The sequence below is a fragment of the Terriglobia bacterium genome (genome assembly GCA_020073205.1).
Classification (GTDB): Bacteria; Acidobacteriota; Polarisedimenticolia; order Polarisedimenticolales; family JAIQFR01; genus JAIQFR01.
On the sequence record JAIQFR010000013.1, the window covers coordinates 24,685 to 44,074 of the forward strand.

The 19,390-nt window shown below is 69.9% G+C and carries 21 protein-coding genes; 8 read left to right on the forward strand and 13 right to left on the reverse strand.

The features are described from left to right. Nucleotides 1-44: 44 nt before the first annotated feature. From LAO51_04505 to lexA, 11 genes are all read right to left on the reverse strand, one after another. Nucleotides 45-695, reverse strand: coding sequence for a hypothetical protein (locus tag LAO51_04505; protein MBZ5638002.1), 651 nt, complete (start codon nt 693-695; stop codon nt 45-47). A 321-nt stretch (nt 696-1,016) separates the two neighbouring features. Then, the gene (locus LAO51_04510) at nt 1,017-3,074 is read right to left on the reverse strand and encodes a bifunctional DNA primase/polymerase (GenBank protein MBZ5638003.1); all 2,058 of its coding nucleotides are present in this window, start codon (nt 3,072-3,074) and stop codon (nt 1,017-1,019) included. A 1-nt stretch (nt 3,075) separates the two neighbouring features. Beyond that, nucleotides 3,076-3,387, reverse strand: a complete 312-nt coding sequence (locus LAO51_04515; protein MBZ5638004.1) for a hypothetical protein — start codon at nt 3,385-3,387, stop codon at nt 3,076-3,078. After that, the gene (locus LAO51_04520; GenBank protein MBZ5638005.1) at nt 3,384-3,593 is read right to left on the reverse strand and encodes a hypothetical protein; all 210 of its coding nucleotides are present in this window, start codon (nt 3,591-3,593) and stop codon (nt 3,384-3,386) included. Before LAO51_04520 ends, LAO51_04515 begins: the two co-directional genes overlap by 4 nt. Before the next feature lie 50 nt (nt 3,594-3,643). Next, on the reverse strand, nt 3,644-3,859 hold the full coding sequence (locus LAO51_04525) for a helix-turn-helix transcriptional regulator (protein MBZ5638006.1): 216 nt from the start codon (nt 3,857-3,859) through the stop codon (nt 3,644-3,646). A 66-nt stretch (nt 3,860-3,925) separates the two neighbouring features. Then, nucleotides 3,926-4,738 (reverse strand): hypothetical protein, encoded by an 813-nt coding sequence (locus LAO51_04530; protein ID MBZ5638007.1) that lies wholly within the window; start codon nt 4,736-4,738, stop codon nt 3,926-3,928. Nucleotides 4,739-4,771: 33 nt separating this feature from the next. Beyond that, complete coding sequence (locus LAO51_04535; protein ID MBZ5638008.1) at nt 4,772-5,176, reverse strand: SIKE family protein; 405 nt, start codon at nt 5,174-5,176, stop codon at nt 4,772-4,774. A 27-nt stretch (nt 5,177-5,203) separates the two neighbouring features. Continuing rightward, nucleotides 5,204-6,235 (reverse strand): hypothetical protein, encoded by a 1,032-nt coding sequence (locus LAO51_04540; protein ID MBZ5638009.1) that lies wholly within the window; start codon nt 6,233-6,235, stop codon nt 5,204-5,206. A gap of 252 nt (nt 6,236-6,487) precedes the next feature. After that, nucleotides 6,488-6,649: a hypothetical protein gene (locus LAO51_04545; protein ID MBZ5638010.1), complete on the reverse strand. Its 162-nt coding sequence runs from the start codon at nt 6,647-6,649 to the stop codon at nt 6,488-6,490. A 42-nt stretch (nt 6,650-6,691) separates the two neighbouring features. Next, nucleotides 6,692-7,561, reverse strand: coding sequence for an aminotransferase class IV (locus LAO51_04550; protein ID MBZ5638011.1), 870 nt, complete (start codon nt 7,559-7,561; stop codon nt 6,692-6,694). Next, nucleotides 7,558-8,166: a transcriptional repressor LexA gene (gene lexA, locus LAO51_04555; protein ID MBZ5638012.1), complete on the reverse strand. Its 609-nt coding sequence runs from the start codon at nt 8,164-8,166 to the stop codon at nt 7,558-7,560. The genes LAO51_04550 and lexA overlap by 4 nt, the downstream gene beginning before the upstream one ends. A gap of 159 nt (nt 8,167-8,325) precedes the next feature. Here lexA and LAO51_04560 point away from each other — a divergent pair, with 159 nt between their 5' ends. Continuing rightward, the gene (locus tag LAO51_04560; protein ID MBZ5638013.1) at nt 8,326-10,311 is read left to right on the forward strand and encodes a HEAT repeat domain-containing protein; all 1,986 of its coding nucleotides are present in this window, start codon (nt 8,326-8,328) and stop codon (nt 10,309-10,311) included. 5 nt (nt 10,312-10,316) lie between these two features. Here LAO51_04560 and LAO51_04565 read toward each other — a convergent pair whose 3' ends face one another. Continuing rightward, on the reverse strand, nt 10,317-12,137 hold the full coding sequence (locus LAO51_04565) for an HD domain-containing protein (GenBank protein ID MBZ5638014.1): 1,821 nt from the start codon (nt 12,135-12,137) through the stop codon (nt 10,317-10,319). A gap of 86 nt (nt 12,138-12,223) precedes the next feature. After that, nucleotides 12,224-13,384 carry a cysteine desulfurase gene (locus LAO51_04570; GenBank protein ID MBZ5638015.1) on the reverse strand — a complete coding sequence of 387 codons (1,161 nt, stop codon included), beginning with the start codon at nt 13,382-13,384 and terminating at the stop codon, nt 12,224-12,226. 53 nt (nt 13,385-13,437) lie between these two features. On the opposite strand from LAO51_04570, the gene LAO51_04575 reads away from it, so the two are divergent. From LAO51_04575 to LAO51_04605, 7 genes are read left to right on the forward strand one after another with little or no spacing between them, the layout of a single operon-like run. Continuing rightward, nucleotides 13,438-14,700: a 3-deoxy-D-manno-octulosonic acid transferase gene (locus LAO51_04575; protein ID MBZ5638016.1), complete on the forward strand. Its 1,263-nt coding sequence runs from the start codon at nt 13,438-13,440 to the stop codon at nt 14,698-14,700. Next, entirely contained in the window at nt 14,697-15,731 is a 1,035-nt protein-coding gene (gene lpxK, locus LAO51_04580) for a tetraacyldisaccharide 4'-kinase (protein MBZ5638017.1), read from the forward strand. The genes LAO51_04575 and lpxK overlap by 4 nt, the downstream gene beginning before the upstream one ends. After that, complete coding sequence (locus tag LAO51_04585; GenBank protein MBZ5638018.1) at nt 15,728-16,627, forward strand: lysophospholipid acyltransferase family protein; 900 nt, start codon at nt 15,728-15,730, stop codon at nt 16,625-16,627. The genes lpxK and LAO51_04585 overlap by 4 nt, the downstream gene beginning before the upstream one ends. Nucleotides 16,628-16,653: 26 nt before the next feature. Then, entirely contained in the window at nt 16,654-17,235 is a 582-nt protein-coding gene (locus tag LAO51_04590; GenBank protein MBZ5638019.1) for an HAD family hydrolase, read from the forward strand. Beyond that, on the forward strand, nt 17,232-18,251 hold the full coding sequence (locus tag LAO51_04595) for a hypothetical protein (protein ID MBZ5638020.1): 1,020 nt from the start codon (nt 17,232-17,234) through the stop codon (nt 18,249-18,251). Before LAO51_04590 ends, LAO51_04595 begins: the two co-directional genes overlap by 4 nt. Next, nucleotides 18,248-18,757, forward strand: a complete 510-nt coding sequence (locus LAO51_04600) for an adenylyltransferase/cytidyltransferase family protein (GenBank protein MBZ5638021.1) — start codon at nt 18,248-18,250, stop codon at nt 18,755-18,757. Before LAO51_04595 ends, LAO51_04600 begins: the two co-directional genes overlap by 4 nt. Further along, nucleotides 18,754-19,362, forward strand: coding sequence for a hypothetical protein (locus LAO51_04605; protein MBZ5638022.1), 609 nt, complete (start codon nt 18,754-18,756; stop codon nt 19,360-19,362). The genes LAO51_04600 and LAO51_04605 overlap by 4 nt, the downstream gene beginning before the upstream one ends. The last annotated feature ends 28 nt before the right edge of the window (nt 19,363-19,390 follow it).

A 19,390-nucleotide genomic window follows, 5' to 3' on the forward strand; every position in this document is an offset into this window, starting at 1 on the left:
CCCTTGCCCCTCGACCTTCGAATTTTTTCCAGCGGTCGGAATCTTCACGGCCGTACCTCCTCGCCTACTTCACCAGGATCGCTCCCGGGCGCGTCGGCCTCGACTTCGGCGGCTTGCCCCGCGACGTTGCCCGCGTCGCTGCCAGGCTGGGCCGTAGCCGCGTCGGGGCCGGGAGGCTGCACCGATGACACGTCCACGGGGAGCGCAGCGGAGGCGGCCTCGGTCCTCCTCGCGGCCAAGTAGCCGGCGAGGTCAAGGCCGGGCGGCTTGCCGCGCCGGTAATGGAGTTGTGCCTGTAGGTCGATCCCGAGCCGGACGTATCCGCGGAACTCGGCAGAGAGCGGCTTGACGCCTCCTTCGCGCGTCAACATCCCACGCTCGAGGAGTCGGCGCGCGGCGCGTAGCTCGAGCACCTTGACCCGGGCGAGACTCCCGAGCGTGCCGCGATCGCCCGGCGTGACGGGCTCCTCGAGGGCCGCCTCCGTTGCGGCGATCCACTCCCCTACCGCGAGCACCTCCGATGCCTTCACGCCATGAAGTCGAAGCGCCCCGGCGAGGCTCTGAATCGCCACCGGCCAGGGGATCGGCGCGGCCCCGGCGAGTCCCTCGGCGTGCGGCTTTTCAAGGCGGCTTTTTGCTTCGGCGGTCCCGGCTGGGTCCCGAGTCGCCTCGACGTTTTCGTAAGTCACTGACACCGCTTCACTTCCTTTTTCGCTGTAGGGATTTGCGAGCCATACGGGCGCGAGCACCGAAGGGGCCCGGGTGGCGTGGGCGCGAGGGTGTGTCCTTCCCGCCCGACACTCGGCCTGTCCGCGCGCCCGGGAGGGGGGTTGTCTAAGGCGGCCCAGAGGCCGCCGGACTGCCCCCCTGTTTGCGACAGTCTGGGGGACAGTCTGTCTTTCTTCGTTCGCGGGAGACTGTCGCAGGGAGAGTGTCTTCTTAGACAGCCCCGACAGTCCCTCTCGCGATTGTCGCGGTGCTCCCCGACAATCGCCCCCGACAGTCGCGACAATCTCCTAGTCGTCACGGTCGTCTTCCTCGCTGAGCTGCACCCACTTCCCCGACTTGCCGGAGCCGGGCACGGCGGGGAGCACGCGGAGCCGGCGGAGCCCCTCGAGGCCGTTCAAGGCGGGGTAGTACACCCGGGTCCGGTCGTATCCCTTGCCCTTGCAGTGTTCGGTTAGGGTCGGCTGGTAGATCCGCCCTTCGGGTTGGAGTCGGAGTGTGTGGAGGATCTCCTGCTCGCACGCGGCGCGCTTGCCCACCGCCGCGGCCAGGGAACCGCTCTCGCTCGAGGTGGCGCGGACCGTCGTGGCGTTCGGGCCCACATCCTCCACGGTGACGGTACAGAGGCCGTCGAGGCCACCACCTTCCCGGGAGAACCGCTCCCCGAGGGTCGCGGTCACGATGCGGCCGTGCTCGGTTTTCGTCTCGGAGACTTTCTCGAGGTAGAACGCCCGATCGGCGACGGCGAGAATGTCTCCGCCTCCGCGCGGGCGGGTCTTCGCGTCAGGGGCCGCGTTCTGCGACGGGAGCGGCGGGTGCGCGGTCATCATGACGGCCAGGTCGTAACTCTGCTTAAAGGGTGCGATCGCGGCGTTGTAGAACCGGCGCCTGGCCGCGTTGTCGTTCTCGCTGGTGATACCGCTAGTGAATGCGGCGAAGCTGTCGAAGATCGCCACGTCGGGCCGGAACGCCTCGAGGGCCACGCGGAGAGCCTCGATTCCTTCGTCCGACGTGAGCCCCATGCCTTGCTGTGGCCGAAGATTGATCCGTTCCGCGACGGCGCGGAGGTCGTTGTCAGTGAGGCCAAGGCCGAGGGTGATCCGTTGCAACCGGCGTTGAATCTTCCGGAGCCCCATCTCTTCGTCGGCGAGGAGGACCCGGAGCGGGCGCTCGACGGCGAAGAGCCCGAGAACCGGCCGGCCTAGCGCCAGGTCGACGGCCGCCGCGAGTGTTACCCAAGTTTTCGTCTCCTTCGGCGGTGCGGTGAGGAGCGCCAGTTCTTGCCGCGCTAGAAACCGATCGGCCAAGAACGGGACCGGCGCGGGCTCTGCGATGAGCAGCTCGTACACGTCCGCGCTCCGCCAGATGGCGGCCTCGGCGACACGCCGGGAGGTCGGCTCTGCCGGTGGCGCTTGCCGGGTTGCCCCGTCGCGCTCTGGCGCGTCTACCCATTCGGGCGGGGTGGACGAGTCGCGCGCGTCTGTATCCACCTCGACGGCCGCGGGGGCGGGTGTGCCTTGTCGCGTCGGCTCGGGGCGCCTCGGCTCCGCGATCCCTGACTTGAGGCCGGAGGCGATCGTCCCTCGGACGCTCCGCTCCCCGTCGTCGGACACGAGTCCGGAGGCGCACGCCGCGTCGAGGAGCGCATCCTCCACGGTCACGCGCTCGAGGATCCCGCCTCCCACGAGCGTCCCGAGATTGAACGCCGCGCGGTTCAAGGTGTCATTTCGGGTGCCGGCGGGCGCCTCGCGGACGGCCCGACATTCCGCCTCGAGAGCCGAACGGCCGTAAGCATCGGGGACGGCCACCGCCACGGACGCCTTTGCGGGAGTCTGGTGTCCGTTCCCGTTCCCGCCGCGGAGTTTCGTAAGCCAATCCGCTGGGAACGGCGCGAGCTGCACGTCATCCGGCGAGAGACCGTCCGCCCATCGGTAGATGCGGCCCGTCTCCGGGTGGACGCTCCCTACAAATACGACTTGTCCACGGTCCCCGCGAGTATCGACGTGGGGGGCGAGCCGCCCGGCCGTGTTCCCGATGGGCTCGGGGGGCGCCGCGAAATAGTACTGTTTGCCGCCTCCGCCAGTCTCCACGGTCGGGGTCCGAGGTACGCTATCGAGACGGCCGCCCTTGTGCCTATCCTCGTCTACCACCACCACACCCGACACGCTCCCGCACCGAAGGCCGATGTTCCCGGCTCGCGCCCACTGGCGGATTTGCTCCGCATCGGGCTTGGGTAGATCGGGCCATCCGGGAAGCGTTGGGACCTTGCCGTTGACCGGGGTGAAAGCCCATCCCCGGGCCGCGCCCTTCACCGCTTCGGCTTCGCGGATCGCCGCGGCCTGGTCCACGTCAGAGCCTCGCCATGAATTGAGCGGATCGCTTCGCCCGCTCAAGGTCGGCGCCGATGTTGGCCGCGAGGAACAGCGGAAACCGTTCCAGCTCGTCCCACCCGTGCGTCTCGCGCGGAGCGGCGGTCTCGGCACAAGGTCCCTTGTGAAGAAAGAGGGGCGCCGTCGAGTCGCCGGCTCGCGCTTCGTCCCACGGCCAGGCGAACATGGCCCGGCCGGCGTCGGTGATCTCCTGGCCGCAATGGTCACAGAAAACCCGCGGCGCGTAGACGGTCCGGCCGTCGTCTTCTGTCGGAACGATGCGGATACTCATGCAGCCCCCGTTTTCCGCTCCCGCGCCGGAACCCGGTTCCGTTCGATCATCTCTGAGAGAGCTGCGGCCGGAATGAGCACGAGACCGCGCCTCCGCCGACGGACGCCGTTCCGTGTTTCGAGGATTTCCGCTCCTCCGAGCCGCACCGCCTCGAGGACGCCGCGGCGGATCAGATCGTGGAGCGTCGACAGCGGAACGCCCAACATTTCCGCGGCCTCTCGCGTCCTGTAGGTCAGGCGCTCGCCTGCCGGCGCGTTCACAGCCGCGGCTCCTCAACGGTTAGGACCTCGAGGACCCGCGCGAGCAGGTCCGGGCCAGGCCGGGCGAGGCCGCGCTCGACGCGGGAGAGGTGCGACGGCGAGCAATCGGCGCGGAGCGCCAGCTCGTGAACCGAGAGGCCGAGAATTCGCCGGGCCCGCCGGATCACTCTGGCGGGGCCGTCAACAACCTCAAGAACATTTGTGTCCGCCATGGCCCAGGTTATAGGGCCTCCCGCCGCGGCATGTCACGGATGACAAGGGGGTACGAAACCGGCAGGTCAGGACAGGCCGATGCTCCACGGGTCGAGAGAGCCGTCAGTACGGTAGGCAAAGACGACGCGGCGCTTGAGCGTCTCGACGCTGCATCGGAGGATCTTCGCGGCGAGCTCGAGCACGAGGGTCTCCGGCTTCTCGTGCCGGGGTCCCCAGCGCCGCCCGCGTTGCGACCGGAGAGCGAGTTGCCGCTTCACGAGGCCTTGAATATTCGCGGGGGCGCGGTCGAGGGACGGGCAGCCTCGGTGCAGCGTCCAGAACAGGGAGTGCAGTTGCCCTCGACGCTCCGCCGGATCCTCTTTCGCCTGCGCCATGCAGTAAGCCTTCCAGCAGGGCACACTCAGCCCTTCCCATCTTCGGGACTCTCCCTTGACCGGAAGCATCGGAGCCGCGAGCGCGAAGAGGAACTCGAGGACCACCGGCCCGACTCTCTCCCGCGAGACTAGCGTTTTGCCTTCGACGGGCCCCGCGGTGCCGAGCGGACCGTGTGAGAAGTGCCCGCTGTTCTCGACGTGTCGCCGGAGTCGGTCCACTTTCTCCGCCAGCGCGGGGACCGGCTTCCTTTGCTCAAAGCAACGCTCGGGCTCGTAAGGCGTCCGCCGACCTTCACGCCAACGGAACCAAGCGACGCTTGATCGGGAATAGCGGCGCCACTCATCTCCCTTCGGGGTCTCGCCGGTCGCGACGATAACGAGCACGTCCCCGAGCCCGCGGACGCCGTGGGGGCGCTGATACCTGCACTCGTGGAACGTGATGCAGTCCGCGCTCCGCTCCTGGTGGAGCACCGTCAAGACGGACCGCGCTGACCTATGAGCCATCCTGCCTCCCGCCCGAGCGCGCCGGGATGGAACCTAGAAACGTCTGAAGGGGTCAGGATCTTCTTTTACGCCGCGCCGAGGTATCACAGGCGGGGCGGGCCGAAGAGTGAAGTATTTGCCGCACGACCTACAGTCGTACTGCACATTGGGCGTGGTTTCCGTGAGATGGACAAGTAGCCCGCGCGAGTCCCAGCACGGGGGACAAAATGGGCCCTTGTCCGCCTGGCCGTCGCGCCAGTAGACGTTCTCGCGGAACGTGAGCTCGTCCCGGATCCGCAGTTTCTCGCGCAACTCCCGGTTCTCCTGCTCGAGTTGGGCATTTCGCTGTGCGATCTCGAGGGCTGCGACCTGGAGATCGAGGAGCTTCTGTTTGTCCTCAATCGACGCGAGCCCCTTGGCAAGCTGACCGGCATCCTTGAGGGCGTCTAGGACTCCCATTCAAACCTCCTGGGTTGGCGCCGTTCGCTACTTCCTCGAACTCAGCGCGCTCAGGATTCTTCCGATCGTGTCGCCGGAAAGGGCTGGGGAACCAGTGTCGTCGTGTTCGTGTCGGATCAGGCCCGAGTCGCCGAAGTCGACGATGGCCTCCGCGAGTTTTGCGAGGATCAGATCCCTTTGCTGCGGATCCACTGCGGAGTTCACAAAGCTCTCCACGCTATTGGCGACTCGAACGCGGTGCTTATTCTTCTCGCTCATGTGAATGTGTGCCCGGAGCATTCGAAGACAGAACGTGGAAAAGCCCGCCGCCGCGCTCAACACGATCATACGAAGGAGCGTGTGATAGAGCGCGACGGGCCACGCTTCGCCTTTGGGCAGTGGCCACAGCATGAATGCGAGTGGGACCACAACCAAGAGGCCGAGTGCCCCGAGCGTCCACCTGGCCCACAGCTTGATCTTCCCGGAAAGGTCGACGGTGGCGGAGGTGAACTGCTCCTGCGCCTCCTTCAGCGAGATTTTCGCGGCGGTCCGCCGCGCGCGCTGCTCGATTTGATCCGCGAGCTCCTTGGCGCCGGCTACGGCCTTCTCTGCTTCTTCCTTCACTGCCGCGAGCGTCGCAGCAGATTCGCGCTTGAGTTCGGTGACCGTCTTCTCGTACTCGCGTCGGATGCCTTCGTCCTCTAGGAATCCCCGCTCGACGATCGCTGCGGTAACGAAGCCCGGCATGTGGACCTTCGTGTCTTCGAGTTGCCGGGCGAACTCGGTAAGGAAGACCTGCCGCTGGGAGAGATACTCAACGTTCGGCCTTGCCGCCTGGGTCGCGAGCAGGGTCCGTATCCCCTCGAGGACGCCCCGCATACCTTCGACCAGGCTGTCGTGAACTTGCTGCGCGTACGTCACGACGAAGTGCTTTACCTGGTCGAGTTGCTCGAGGCCCGGACCTATCGCCTTCTCGATCGACTCTTCTCCGAGGTTTCGCCGGAGAAGTTTCTCGCGATCCACATCGTCGAGCTGCTTGATTATGGCCGTGAGTCGATCGAGAGCCTGTTGCGTCGCCATGCCTGCCCCCGGTCGCGGGTTGTCGTGCGTTCCGAGTAGGGACCGAGCAGGGACCCCGCTAAGGCAATTCTAGCGTATTAGTCGGATATCTCGGATAAGGAAACCGCGCCGTTTCGCGAAAACGTCGGAACGACAAGCTCTGGGACCCGTCTGAAAATCCCTGCGTCGGCGGTTCAATTCCGTCCCGAGCCACCAATCCCGAATCGCGCCACGGATGGTCGCAGTCGCCGGCTCGAGGTCCCGCTGCGAGGATTACCCCGTCGGCCCCGACGGCCGAATCGTGTCCTGCGTCGCCTCACCCCGCGAGCGCCAGATGCCGTAAGCCAGGACCACGACGGCCCAGATCGCGATGAAGGTCCAGGCATGAGGGGTGGCGACGATCCAGCCCGTCGCTTGTGTGACGCCTTGCTCCATCCCGTGATCCTCCCTCTGACGCGAGTCCGCGGCGACGTTCTATCACGTACGCCGGCGCGCCGCCTCCGCCGTGTCGATCCCGCGGAGCCTGCGGACCTCCTCCGCGATCGCGGCCGTAACCGGGCCAGGCCGCCCGCGACCCACTGGCTTCCCCTCGAATTCCACCAGGGGCCGGACGCCCCGGGTGCTCGACGTCAGGAACGCCTCGTCCGCCCGAAGCAGCCGGGGAACGCGCACCTTCCCCTCGTGGATCGGGAGACCGAGGCCGCGGGCGGCGTCGATCGCGAGCCCGCGGACGATCCCCGGCAGGATCCCGTCGCGCTCCGCCGGCGTGAAGATCGCGCGCGATCTCACCACGAACAGGTTGCTCGAGCATCCTTCCGCGAGATGGCCTCGCGTGTTGAGCCAGAGCCCTTCCTCGGCGCCCCGCCGCTCGGCTTCCTCGAGGCCCAGCACGTTCGCCGCGTAGTTCAGGCTCTTGAGCCCGGTGAGAACGTCGGCGGGACTGCGCCGCCAGGGGAGCAGGACCGCACGCACGCTCCTCCCCTCCTCGGACGGATCCATCCTTCCCGCGAACACCGCGCATCGGCCCGACCGGCTCGCGATCACCCGAAGCCAGCCGCAGCCTCCCTCGACGCCGGCCGCGGCCCCTGCGATGGCCGACTCCAGCTCGGCTCTCGCCGGCAGGGGGACGCCGAGGCGCGCCGCGCACGCGAACAGGCGGTCGACGTGCGCGCTCTGCTCGAGCGCGCGCCCCGCGCGCAGGGCCAGCGACTCGAAGACTCCCAGGCCGAACTGTATGGCCGGATCGGTGACGAGGATCGCGGCCTCCCGCGGCTCGACGAGGCGCCCGTCGAGCCAGACGGATCCGCTAGGGTCCTGGAACCTGAGACGGGAGTTTTCGAGGCTCACGGCTTCGGGTACCTGCGAACGAGTCCGAGCAACACCCCCCGGATCTCGACGCGCGCCGGAGAGACCGTCAACGGCTCCCCCGGATGAGCCTCGAGCCACGTCCTGTCCCGGTCGCGACGTAGGGTCGCGACCGCGGACCGCGATTCGTCCAGGATCGCGACCACCGTCTCGCCGTCGGCGGCCTCCACCCGCTCCTCGACGATCACGAGGTCGCCATCTCGCATGGCGGCAGGGAGGAGCGAGTCGCCGACGACCCGGAGCGCATGGGCCTTGAGCCCTTCGGGCGCCAGGCCCGCAGCGATCACGACGGTCCCGCCGTCGGGAACCGTCACGATCGGGACACCCGCCGCGAGCAGCCCCACGACCGGCACGCTCCGAGCCAGTGGGACCTCCGGCCCCGGGGTCAGCTCGATCGAGCGGTTCTGATTCCAGATCCGGCGCGCGTATCCCTTCGCGACGAGGTGCGAGACGTGCTTGTGGACCGTCGCGACCGAGGAGAGGCCGAGGGACTTCCCGATCTCCTCGAGGCTCGGCGAGTACCCGTTCGTCCCGATGAACTCCCGGATCACGTCCAGGACCTCCCGCTGCCGGCGCGTCAGGGCCATGTGCGACCTCCCGCACTAGTTATTAGCGAAAGGCGGACGAAAATCAAGCCTGAACCTCGAGTTCACGTCGCGGGCCTCTGGAGCACCCTCGCGACTTGGCGGCGTCGCGGGGCGCGGGATATAGTCGCAAGCCGAGCTGCGCTGATGGGAGGACCTGCCGTGCGCCGAATTCTTCGCGTGATCCTGCCGCTGGCGTTACTGATCGCGATGGCCGCGGGCACCGCGATCGCGTCGGAGCCGAACCCGCAGGAGCCGTCGGAGAGCGCTCAGGCGATGATCGAGCACGAGAGGATTCGAGCGGCCGTGGAGGCGATCCTGACCGACGCCGCGGACCACAAGATCGAGCGCTCGTCGATCGAGCGGCGGCTCGTGGCTCTCGGCCCTCCGATGGTCGAGTTCATCGTGCCGGAATTCACCGCGCCGAGGACCCCGAACTATCCCCTGGCATGCCGCGTGCTTGGCCGGGTGAAGTGCGACGCGTCGGTCCAGGCGCTCCGAACGGCGGTCGCGGAGGCCGACAAGGACTCCGGCGGACTCGCCCGCAAGAAGAAGCTCTGGGCGTGCTACGGGCTGGCGATGCTCGGCGAGGTGGACGCCGTGGATCTCCTGAACTCGGGCCGGCTCAGGGCCGCGACGGTCGAGCTGTTCGAGCAGATGAGCGGCATCGAGGTCGTCGGCGCGCTGACCGCGCCGGCGAGCATCCCGCGGCTCCTCGCCCAGGCGCAGAAGTACGCCGAGATCCCCGAGATGACGCGGGACCTCACCTCCGTCCTGGACGCGCTGGGACGGATTGCGGATCCGTCGACGCTGCCCAAGATCCTCCCCTATCTCAAGCACTCGGATCTCGGGGTTCGCGCCGCGGCGGCGCGGGCGATCGGGCGCCTCGGTAGCCTCGCCGGCATCCCCCCGCTCCTCGAGATGCTCACGGACAGCGAGTCGATCCCACGCGCGGCGGCGGCCGTCGCCCTCGAGCAGCTCAGGCCCGCCGGGAAGGCGAAGGAGATCGTGGCGCGCCTCGACGTCGAGAGCGAGACGTCGGTGCGGATGCCGCTCTACCGCACGCTCGGCGAGATCTCGGGCGAGGCGGCGATCGAGCCCCTGAGCGGGTACTGGGGCAGGAGGGACTATCTCGACCGGATGTGGATCGCGAACGTCCTGGGAACCATCGGAGACCCCAAGGGGCTCAACCTGCTCCGGACGGCTCTACAGGACAAGGAAGTCACCGTGGCGATCCACGCGGTGAACTCGATCGCGATGATCGGCGGTGCCGGCGCGATGGAGACGCTGCTCGCGCTCCTCTCGGATCCGCGCTGGCCTCTGGTCGAGAGCGTCCTCGGTCCCCTCGTCGCCGCAAAGGAGCGCCGGGCGGGGCCGCGCATCGCGGAGCGCCTTCTGAAGGGGTATCTCGCGTCGCCGCTCGCGGATGCCAGCCGGTGGAGCGACGTCTACGCCCTCGGCGACGCGATGGTCGCCTTGCGGTATTGGGACGCGATCGTGGGAGTCCGCGAGGCGGGCAAGGTCCAGACCGATCCGACCTTGATCGCGTACCTCGACGGCTTGCTCCGTCGCCTCACCGCGATCCGGGAGAATCAGGACGACGTCAAGAAGTGGCTCGCCGCGGCGGCCGGCGACGACCCCGGCCTTCGTCGCCTCGCCTACACGCGACTCGGTGAGATCGGGGGCGAAGAGGCGGACCGGGGCCTCGCGGACCTGTTCGCCGGAGCGAAGCCGGACGATCAGGTGGAGATCCTGCGCGCCACCGCCGCCGGGGCATCCCCGGCGGCGGCCTCCCTCGTCGAGCACGTCCTCCTCGACCCGGCATACGACTCACTCGAGAAGCAGCCCATCCGGGACATGGCGGCCTATGCGGCGCGGCGGCTCGGCGACCCGAAGATGACCGACGCCCTTCGAGCGTCGGCCGAGCGGAGCGAGGGACGGGACATCGACGTGCTGATCTACCTCGCCGTGGCCTCGGGGAAGCAGGCGATCCCGACCCTCAAGGCCGTGCGGATCCCGCGGCTCCGGTCGTTCCACATGATGCGGGGCCACGAACAGGTCCGGCTCGACTGGATGCTGAGGGAGCTCGACGCCGGCCGGTCCATCGCGTCGATGGACGTGCCGCCGGAGCGGATCAAGCTCGAGTAGGAGCTTCAGGCCGTCGCGGACTGTACCGCCTGGGACGCGCGTTCCTCGGGGCGGAACTCGCCGGCGTGGTACGCGCGGTTGAACGCCTCCACGACCTTCTCCTCGAGGGCGGTCCCCTTCATCTCGTTCAGTCGTCGGACCGCGTCCTCGAACGTGCAGGCTCGCTGGTAGGGCCGGGTCGTCGTCATCGCGTCGAAGGTGTCGGCGACCGCGATGATGCGGGCCATGAGCGGGATCGCCTCGCCCTCCAGCGCGTCCGGGTACCCGTCCCCGCGCCACCTTTCGTGGTGGCTCCTCAGCCCGGGCAGGATCTTGGCCATCTGGCGGATCGGCGACATGATGCTCGCGCCCAGGGCGGTGTGCGTCCTCATCACCGACATCTCGTCCGCGGTGAGGCGCGCGGGCTTCTTGAGGATCGCGTCGTCGATCCCGATCTTGCCCACGTCGTGCAGCAGCGAGGCGACGTGGATGTTCTGGATCTCGTCCCGCGGCAGGCCGATGTAGCGAGCGATGATCACGGAGTACTTGTTGACGCGGACCGAGTGGCCCCGGGTGTACGGGTCCTTGGTGTCGATCGCCTGGGCCAGGGCGCGGATGGTGCCGAGGAACAGCTGGTTGTTCTCCTCGGCGGCCTGCTTCAGACGTCCGATCGAGTCCTCGATCTGAGACGCCATCCGGTTGAACGCCTCGGCCAGCTCGCCGATCTCGTTCCGCGACCGGACCTGCACGCGGTGGGAGAGATCCCCCGCCGCGAACGCCCGCGTCGCGGCGGCGAGACGGTCGATGGGTGTGGACAGCGTCCCGGCGGACACGACGGCGGCCAGGATCGCCAGGGAGAGCGCGAGGAGGGCCCAACGGAGCGTGCTCGCCACCATGTCCCGCACCGGGAGGTAGACCTGGCGCTCCTTGGCCTGAACGAAGACGCCCCACCCCTCCCGTGTGACCTCGTACGAGCCGAGGTACCGCTCCGGCTTCCCGTTCCGCTGCAGGGTGAAGGGCATCGTCTCGCGGGCGCGGCCGGGAGCGTTCAGGAACTTCCGGGCGATCTCCGACCGGGCGAAGTCACGGTCCGGCGCCTCGCTGCTTCGCGCGCTCGTGGCGAAGACCCTTCCCTTGGAGTCGAGGGCGAACATCGTGTGGCCCGTCCGATTCCCGCCGGCCACGCCGTCCCAAACGGCTTGGAGGTCGACCAGGGCCGAGAGAATCCCGCGGAACATCCCCCCCGAGACCACCGGTGCGGAGAGGATCGCCACCGCTCGGGGAGCGCCGCCGGCGAGGAGGATCGGCTCCGAGATCGTCGGGACCGTGGTCCCTCCGCGTCCTTCCGACATGGACTCCGCCGATCGCCTGAGTCCCGCGAAGAACAGCGCGTCGAGGTCCGGCGGGAGTGTGGCGGTCGAGCGGGTGTCCACCATCCCGCCGCGGAAATCCATGTAGCGGAGGTAGGTCATCCGGTCGTCCGCGATGTCCGCGAGCGCCCGGCGGATCGTCTCCGGATCGACCGTCCCCGAATGCCCCAGGAGGCCGCCGATTCCTTTCGCCAGGGACGAGAGCTGGGCGCGGAGGGCATCCACCTGGCCGTCCACGTCCCGCGCCACCGATGAGGCCATCAGGAGCTGGTACTCCTGCTGGGACGTCTTGAGAGCTTCCCGGTTGACGTCGATCAGCTTCCAGGCGACGGTGGCGAGCGGGACGAGCCCCACGATCACGAAGACCGCGAGGAGGGAGAAGAGGATCCTCCCCCTCCGCCGGATCGGTGGGATCCCGGCGGACACCTTGACCGGTTCTCCGCTCGCCGCGAGCGGCTCCTCCCCGTCGTCGATCATGCGGGGAATATAGGTTCCGGCACGCCCGCGGGACAAACCCTCGCCAGGTCTCCGAAAAAGCTCGAAGGGAACGGCGCGAACGTGCGTCAGACCGGAGAGAGGGAGCGGAGACGGTCCACCGCCCGGGACAGCGACTCGGCGACCTCGTCGATGTCGTCCGCGGTGTTGTCGCGTCCCAGGCCGAAGCGGAGCGAGGCGTCCGCGAGCGCGTCGGGCAGCCCGATCGCCCTCAGAACGTGGGACGGCTCCGGATTCGACGAGGAGCAGGCCGACCCGCTCGACGCCGACACCGATCGGAGCGCCTGAACCAGCGCCTGCGCGTAGACCCCTTCGAACGTCACGCTCAGGTTGTGAGGCAGGGCGTGGACCGGATCGCCGTTGCGCCGGACCGACGAGATCCGGCACGAGATCCCCTCCCACAGGCGGTCCCTCAGCGCGGCGAGTCGGGAGGCCAGCCCGTCGAGGTCCCGGGCCGCGGCCTCGCACGCCGCCCCCATGCCGACGACCCCGGCCACGTGCACCGTCCCGGAGCGCCGGCCCCGCTCCTGCCCTCCCCCGTGGAGGAGCGGCTCGATCCGCACCCGCCGCCTGACGAACAGCGCGCCCGTCCCCTTCGGCCCGTAGATCTTGTGGGCCGACAGCGACAGCAGGTCGGCTCCGATCGAGCCGACCGCCACCCTGATCTTCCCGACCGCCTGCGCCGCGTCCACGTGGAAGAGGACGCCGCGCTCGCGGCAGATCTCGCCGATGGCCTCCACGGGCTCGACGGTGCCGATCTCGCCGTTGGCCATCTGGATCGAGACCAGGAACGTGCCCGGGCCGATCGCGCGACGGACCGAGTCGGGATCGACTCGTCCATCGGAGTCCACGCCGAGCGTCGTCACGCGGATCTCCCGCCGCCCGAGCCACGCGGCCGGCTCCAGCACCGCTTGGTGCTCGATGGCGCAGGTGATCAGATGGTCCTTCCCAGGCTGCCGCGCCCACGCGGCCCCCTTGAGCGCCCAGTTGTCGGACTCGGTGGCCCCCGACGTGAAGACGATCTCGGACGGCCTGGCCCCGAGGAGCGCGGCCACCTTCGCTCGAGCCGCTTCGACCGCTTCATGGGCCTGGCGGCCCTCGGGGTAGACCGAAGCCGCCGACGGGTTGCCGAATCGGTCCCCGAGGTACGGCTCCATCGCCGCCCGGACCTCCGGAAGGAGCGGTGTGGTCGCGTGGTGGTCCAGATAGATCCGGCGCACGGCTGCCATTATAGTGGCGCGGGACGGACCGCCATCGGTAGCGGGACCGGAGGACGCCGACCATGCTCTGGGCGTACAACACGCTGGCCCTGCCGCTCCGGGCCCTCCCTCCGCTCCTCGAGGTCGCGGCGGGTAAGAGCCCCGAGGCCGTGAGGGAGTGGGAGGAGCGCCGGGCGCGGCGGCTTCCCGACATGCCGCCGGGAGGCATCTGGATCCACGGAGCCTCGGTCGGGGAAGCGCGCATCGTGAGGCTCCTGGCCGCGGCCCTCCGCGCGGAGAGGCCCGGGGTGCCCCTCGCCGCATCCGCGGTCACCCGGTCCGGCCGGGGCCAGCTTCCGTCGCCCCCGATGGTGGAGGCGGCGTTCTACGCCCCGCTCGATTTCGCGGGGCTCCCCGGCCGTGTGCTCGACGGCATACGTCCGAGGGTGCTCGTGCTCGTCGAGACCGAGATCTGGCCGAACCTCCTCCACGAGGCCTTCGGCCGCGGCGTCCCGGTAGCCGTGATCAACGGGCGTCTCGCTCCGGAGCGGATGGCGCGATATCGGAGATTCCGCCGCCTCTTCTCGCCGCTCCTCGCGGGCCTCGCAAAAGTCGCCGCCTTGAGCCCGGACGAGGCCGAGCGATTCGTCGAGCTGGGAGTGAGGCGAGAGGCGCTGACGGTGACTGGAAACGTCAAATACGACCTACCCGTTCCCGCGGCGTCGGAGGCTTCGTTACGCCTTAGGTTCGGGATCGCCGAGGGCCGTCCCGTGGTCCTCGCCGGCTCCACCGGGCCGGGCGAGGAGTCGATGGTGCTCGACGCTTTCGCCGAGGCGCGGGCCGAGCACCCGTCGCTCTACCTGGTGCTGGCCCCGAGACATCCGGAGCGGGCGGGCGAGGTTGCTTCGGAGATGGTCGATCGAGGCCTCTCGCATCACCGGCTGACCGCCGGCGCCGATGTCGAGGCCGGTCGGGCCGACGTCCTGCTCGTGGACCGGGTGGGAGAGTTGGCGTCGCTCTACGCGATGGCCACCGCGGCCTTCGTCGGGGGGACCCTGGTGCCGATCGGAGGGCACAACGTCCTGGAGCCGGCCGCGGCGGGAGCGCCGGTCCTCGTCGGCCCGCACACGAGCCACGTGACCGAGACGGTGGAAGCCCTTCTGGGAGCCGGCGGCGCGATCCGCGTCCTGAGCCCCGCGGCTCTCGCGGAGGCGTGGAAACTCCTCGTTCGCGACGGTGAGGAACGCCGGCGGATCGCCCGTGCGGCCGGGGGCGTCGTCCGCACCAACCGCGGCGCGCTCGAGCGGACGGTCGCCGTCGTGCTCTCGCTCCTGGATCGCTCGTGAGGCCACCTCGCGGCGGGCTGATCTCGACGGCGCTCATGCCGCTCGCCTGGGCGTTCGGGTACGCGGTCCGCGCAAGGAACCGTCGGTACGACCGGCCGGGGGCGTCGACGAGCGCGCCGATCCCCGTTCTGTCGGTGGGGAATCTCGTGGCCGGGGGAGCGGGAAAGACGCCGCTGGTGGCCTGGCTCGTCCGCCGACTCCAAGCCGAAGGACGGAGGCCGGCGATCGTGACCCGGGGGTACGGCGGGCGCGCCGGCAAGGGCCCGCTCCTCGTTTCCTCCGGCGGCGGCCCCTTGGCCGGCCCCGAGGTCTGTGGCGACGAGCCGGTGCTGTTGGCCCTCGCGCTCGCCGGCGTGACCGTGCTGGCGGGGTCGGATCGCGTCGCCGGTGCTAAGGCCGCGGCGGTCGAGGGAGCGGACGTCGTGGTGCTCGACGACGGGTTCCAGCACCGCCGTCTCTCGCGCGACCTCGACCTCGTCCTCCTGGACGGCGCTTCGCCGTTCGGAAATGGCCGGCTCCTCCCCGCGGGACCGCTCCGCGAGCCGGCTGGGGCTCTGGCGCGGGCCTCCGCGGTCATCGTGACGCGGTGCCTCCCGGACGCCGACGTCTCCGCGCTCGCGGGCACCGTGGCGCGCTACGCGCCGGGAACGCCCGTGATCCGCGCGGGGCACCGACGCGCCGGATTCGTCGGCGCGGCCTCGGAGCCGGCGCTGAAGCCGGAGCGCGTCGTGGCGTTCTGCGGGATCGGGAACCCGGTCCCGTTCCTTCGGGACCTCGAGGAGGAGGGGGTCGAGGTCGTCGCCGCGCGGGTCTTTCCCGATCATCACCCGTATCTTCCCCGCGAGATCGAGGGGCTGAGGAAGCTCGCGAGGACGCACCGAGCCGCTCTCGTCACGACGGAGAAGGACCGGGTGCGCGTTCCGAGTCCGGCAGTTGATTCTCTCCTCGCCCTCCGCATCGAGACCGTCGTGCACGACGAGGAGGCGCTCCTCCGCCTGGTGCGGACGGCCCTCGCGGGATTCCTCCCTTGAGGGCGATCCGCTTCCTCCTGGAGGCCGCGGCCTTCGCGGTGATCGTCGGCATCGCGCGCGTCGTTCCGCGACGGGCGCTCGCGGCGGTCGGCTCGGGCGCGGGACGGCTCGCCTATGCTATCGACCGGACGCATCGGAGGATCGCCCTCGAGAACCTCCGCACGATCCTCGGCGCATCGCTCCCCGAGGGCGAGGTGCGCCGGATCGCCAAGGCTTGCTGGCGGCATTTCGGGAGGATCCTCTTCGAGGCTCTGGCGTTCCCGAGGCTCTCCGCCGAATCCGTCGGCGCCGCCGTGCGCTACGAGGGCCTCGAGCACATCCGCGCCGCATACGCGCGCGGCCGAGGGGTCATTCTGTTCTCGGCGCATTACGGCCACTGGGAGCTCGTCGCCCTGATGCAGGGATACCTCGGCATGCCTCTGGCGCTCGTAGCCCGACCGCTCGACAACCGGTTCCTGGAGCGGACGCTGGCGAAGCTCCGGAGCGGCTCGGGAAATGTCATAATCCACAAGCGGAACGCGGTCCGTGAGATGCTGAGAGCGATCCGCTGCGGCATCGGCGTCGCCATCGTGATCGATCAGGACGCGCGAGACCTGGGGGTGTTCGTGCCGTTCCTCGGGCGTCCCGCATCGACGACGCCGACGCTGGCCCTGCTCGCGCTGAGGACCGGGGCGGCGGTGGTGCCGGTCTTCTCCGTCCCGCTCGACGGGGGAGCGTGGAAGGTCGTGTACGAGCCCGAGGTCGAGGTCCCTGATTCCGGCGATCACGAGGCCGACGTGCTGCGTCTCACGGCGGACGCCACGGCGGTCGTGGAGAAGTGGGTCCGACTTCACCCGGAGCTCTGGCTCTGGATGCACCGGCGCTGGAAGACGACGCCGAGGGAACGAACCCCGTGAGCGCTCCGTCCGCCCGCGCCCTCCTGATGGACCGCGACGGAACCGTCTGCGACGAGGTCGGCTACGTGAACCACGTCAGCCGGATCCGGCTCCTGCCGCGGAGCGCCGCCGCGATCCGCCGGGCCCGGGAGGCGGGATTCAAGACCGTCGTGGTGACCAACCAGGCCGGGGTCGCCCGCGGCTACTTCACCGAGGACCTCGTCCATCGGGTGCACGATCGGGTGAGGGAGATGCTCGCGGCGGAGGGCGCCGTGCTGGACGCGATCTACTACTGCCCGCACCACCCCGACGCCGGCGACGGGCCGTACCGCAAGGACTGCGAATGCCGGAAGCCGCGCCCCGGCATGCTGCTGCGCGCCCGGGACGAGCTGGGCATCGACCCGACGCGCTCCTACATGATCGGCGACTCGATCCGGGACGTCGAGGCCGGGCGGCGGGTCGGTGTCACGACGATCCTGGTGTTGACGGGGTACGGGCGAGGCGAGATCGAGCACCGCGCCGCCCGTTGGCCGGCGCGGCCGGACCACGTCGCGGAGGATCTGCTGGACGCCGTCGAGTGGATCCTCGGTCGGGACGGCGGCGCGGGCGCGCCGGGAGCCGCGCCTTGAGCGCCGCGCGGACGGCCGACGCCTCGCACCTCCGAGCGGTCGTGGACCGGTTCGCGGGACGTCGGGTCGTGGTGCTCGGCGACCTGGTGGCGGACGAGTTCGTCAACGGCGACATCGCCCGCATCTCTCGGGAAGCCCCGGTGCTGATCCTCGAGCGCCTCGAGACCGTGTCGGTGCCCGGCGGCGCAGGGAACGCGGTCGCGAACCTCCGCGCCCTCGATGCCCGGCCGGTCCCCGTCGGAATCGTCGGGCGGGACGAGCCCGGCGCGAGGCTTCTCGCGCATTTGAGGACGATCGGGGTGCCAACGACCGCCATCGCCGTCGCGCGGGGGTACGAGACCCCGTCCAAGAGCCGGATCGTCGCGGGGGGCGTCCACACGCGGCGACAGCAGATCGTGCGGCTCGATCGAGGAGCGACTCACGGCGATCTGCCGACTCCGGTGTCGGCGGGTGTCGCCGCTCGCGCGAGGCGAGCGCTCGCCGGGGCCGAAGGGCTCCTCGTCGGCGACTACGGCTACGGAGCCGGCGCTCCCGCGGTCGTCCGAGCCGCCGTCGCCGGGAGGAGGCCGACGACGACGGTGGACTCCCGCGCCCGGGTCGCGCGATTCCGCTACGCCACCGCCTGCACGCCGAACCAGGAGGAGGTCGAGAGGGCCCTCGGACTCGGCACTTTGAGGAGCGGGCGCGCCGTGGAAAACGCCGGCCGCGAGCTCCTGCGCCGCAGCGGGGACCGGGCCGTGCTGGTGACCCGGGGCGCCAAGGGCATGTGCCTCATCGAGCGCGGGAGCCCGGCCGTCCACATTCCCGCGTTCGGTGCCGGAGAAGTCGCCGACGTGACCGGCGCCGGGGATACCGTGATCGCCGCGTTCACCCTCGCGCTCCTCGCCGGCGCGACGTACGCCGAGGCGGCGATCCTCGCCAACGTCGCGGCCGGGATCGTGGTCATGAAGGTCGGGACGGCCACCGTGACCCGCGCCGAGCTCAAGGCGGCCCTGAAGGAGGCGTTCCGGCCGTGAGCGCGGCGACGAAGGTGCTTCCGCTCCCCCGCCTCGTCGAGGCGCTCGCGCCCCTCCGCGCCGCCGGAAGGACCGTCGCGCTCGCCAACGGCCTGTTCGACCTCCTCCACGTCGGACACCTCCGCTATCTCGAGGGGGCGAAGGCGGAGGCCGACGTCCTGGTGGTCGGCGTCAACTCCGACGCCTCGGCGCGCCGGCTCAAGGGGCCCTCGCGCCCCATCGTCCCGGAAGACGAGCGCGCCGAGCTGGTCGCCGGGCTCGAGTGCGTGGACTTCGTCACGCTCTTTCCCGAGCCGACCGTCGAGACGCTGATGCGCGCGCTCCGCCCCGCGGTCCACTGCAAGGGGACCGACTACGCGGTCGGCACGGTCCCCGAGCGCGAGATCGCCGGGGAGCTCGGGATCCGGATCGCCATCGTGGGCGACCCAAAACGTCACGCGACGCGGGACCTGCTCCGGGCCATCCGCGACCCGGCGCCGGAAACCTCCGAGGAGGGCTCGTCATGAGTCGTCGTGCGCGGGTTCTTTCCATCGGCTTCACGGTCCTGCTCGTGGGAGCGTCCGCGGCGGCGGAGCGGGAGGCCCGTCTCGGCAAGTCCGACTCGGCGACCCTCACCGCACAGGCCTGGCGCGGCCGCGAGTCCACGGGGGTGCGAATCGTCTCCATCGACGGCCGGTCTCTGGGCGAAGCGCCGCGGACCGGGGTCGATGGTAAGGGCGCGGACGCTAAAGGCGTCACGGTCGCGCGCGTGTCGCCGGGACGTCACGCTCTCGTCGTCCGTTTCGCACCCGTCACGGTCCGCAGGCTGGACGGCGCGAGAGAGGAGCTCCCCGCGTCCCTCGACGCGCCGGCGGCTCTACACGCGATCGAGCTCGACCTCACGGCCGGGAAGACGTACGTGGTCCGGGCGAGGGCGTGGGTGCGGCCGAATCCCGATGTCCCGTTCGGGCGGTATCCGCCGGAAATCTTGAGGGTGAATCTCGCCGTCGTCCCCGTCGACGCTCGCTGCGACGTGGTCTGGATCGTCGAGCGGAAGACCGGTGAGCGGATCGGGTGCGGAGCCTATCCCGAGGGTTGCATGAGCTGCGACGACGTCGCCGCGGCCCCGTGACGTCGTCGCCCGCTGGCCGCGTTCCGAG

What these genes read in the sequence shown, in the direction of transcription:
- LAO51_04515 (MBZ5638004.1), bottom strand. Translation starts at nt 3,387, where the DNA reads ATGAGTATCCGCATCGTTCCGACAGAAGACGACGGCCGGACCGTCTAC.
- LAO51_04520 (MBZ5638005.1), bottom strand. Translation starts at nt 3,593, where the DNA reads ATGTTGGGCGTTCCGCTGTCGACGCTCCACGATCTGATCCGCCGCGGC.
- LAO51_04525 (MBZ5638006.1), bottom strand. Translation starts at nt 3,859, where the DNA reads ATGGCGGACACAAATGTTCTTGAGGTTGTTGACGGCCCCGCCAGAGTG.
- LAO51_04530 (MBZ5638007.1), bottom strand. Translation starts at nt 4,738, where the DNA reads ATGGCTCATAGGTCAGCGCGGTCCGTCTTGACGGTGCTCCACCAGGAG.
- LAO51_04535 (MBZ5638008.1), bottom strand. Translation starts at nt 5,176, where the DNA reads ATGGGAGTCCTAGACGCCCTCAAGGATGCCGGTCAGCTTGCCAAGGGG.
- LAO51_04540 (MBZ5638009.1), bottom strand. Translation starts at nt 6,235, where the DNA reads ATGGCGACGCAACAGGCTCTCGATCGACTCACGGCCATAATCAAGCAG.
- LAO51_04545 (MBZ5638010.1), bottom strand. Translation starts at nt 6,649, where the DNA reads ATGGAGCAAGGCGTCACACAAGCGACGGGCTGGATCGTCGCCACCCCT.
- lexA (MBZ5638012.1), bottom strand. Translation starts at nt 8,166, where the DNA reads ATGGCCCTGACGCGCCGGCAGCGGGAGGTCCTGGACGTGATCCGGGAG.
- LAO51_04565 (MBZ5638014.1), bottom strand. Translation starts at nt 12,137, where the DNA reads ATGATCGACGACGGGGAGGAGCCGCTCGCGGCGAGCGGAGAACCGGTC.
- LAO51_04570 (MBZ5638015.1), bottom strand. Translation starts at nt 13,384, where the DNA reads ATGGCAGCCGTGCGCCGGATCTATCTGGACCACCACGCGACCACACCG.
- LAO51_04575 (MBZ5638016.1), top strand. Translation starts at nt 13,438, where the DNA reads ATGCTCTGGGCGTACAACACGCTGGCCCTGCCGCTCCGGGCCCTCCCT.
- LAO51_04590 (MBZ5638019.1), top strand. Translation starts at nt 16,654, where the DNA reads ATGGACCGCGACGGAACCGTCTGCGACGAGGTCGGCTACGTGAACCAC.
- LAO51_04605 (MBZ5638022.1), top strand. Translation starts at nt 18,754, where the DNA reads ATGAGTCGTCGTGCGCGGGTTCTTTCCATCGGCTTCACGGTCCTGCTC.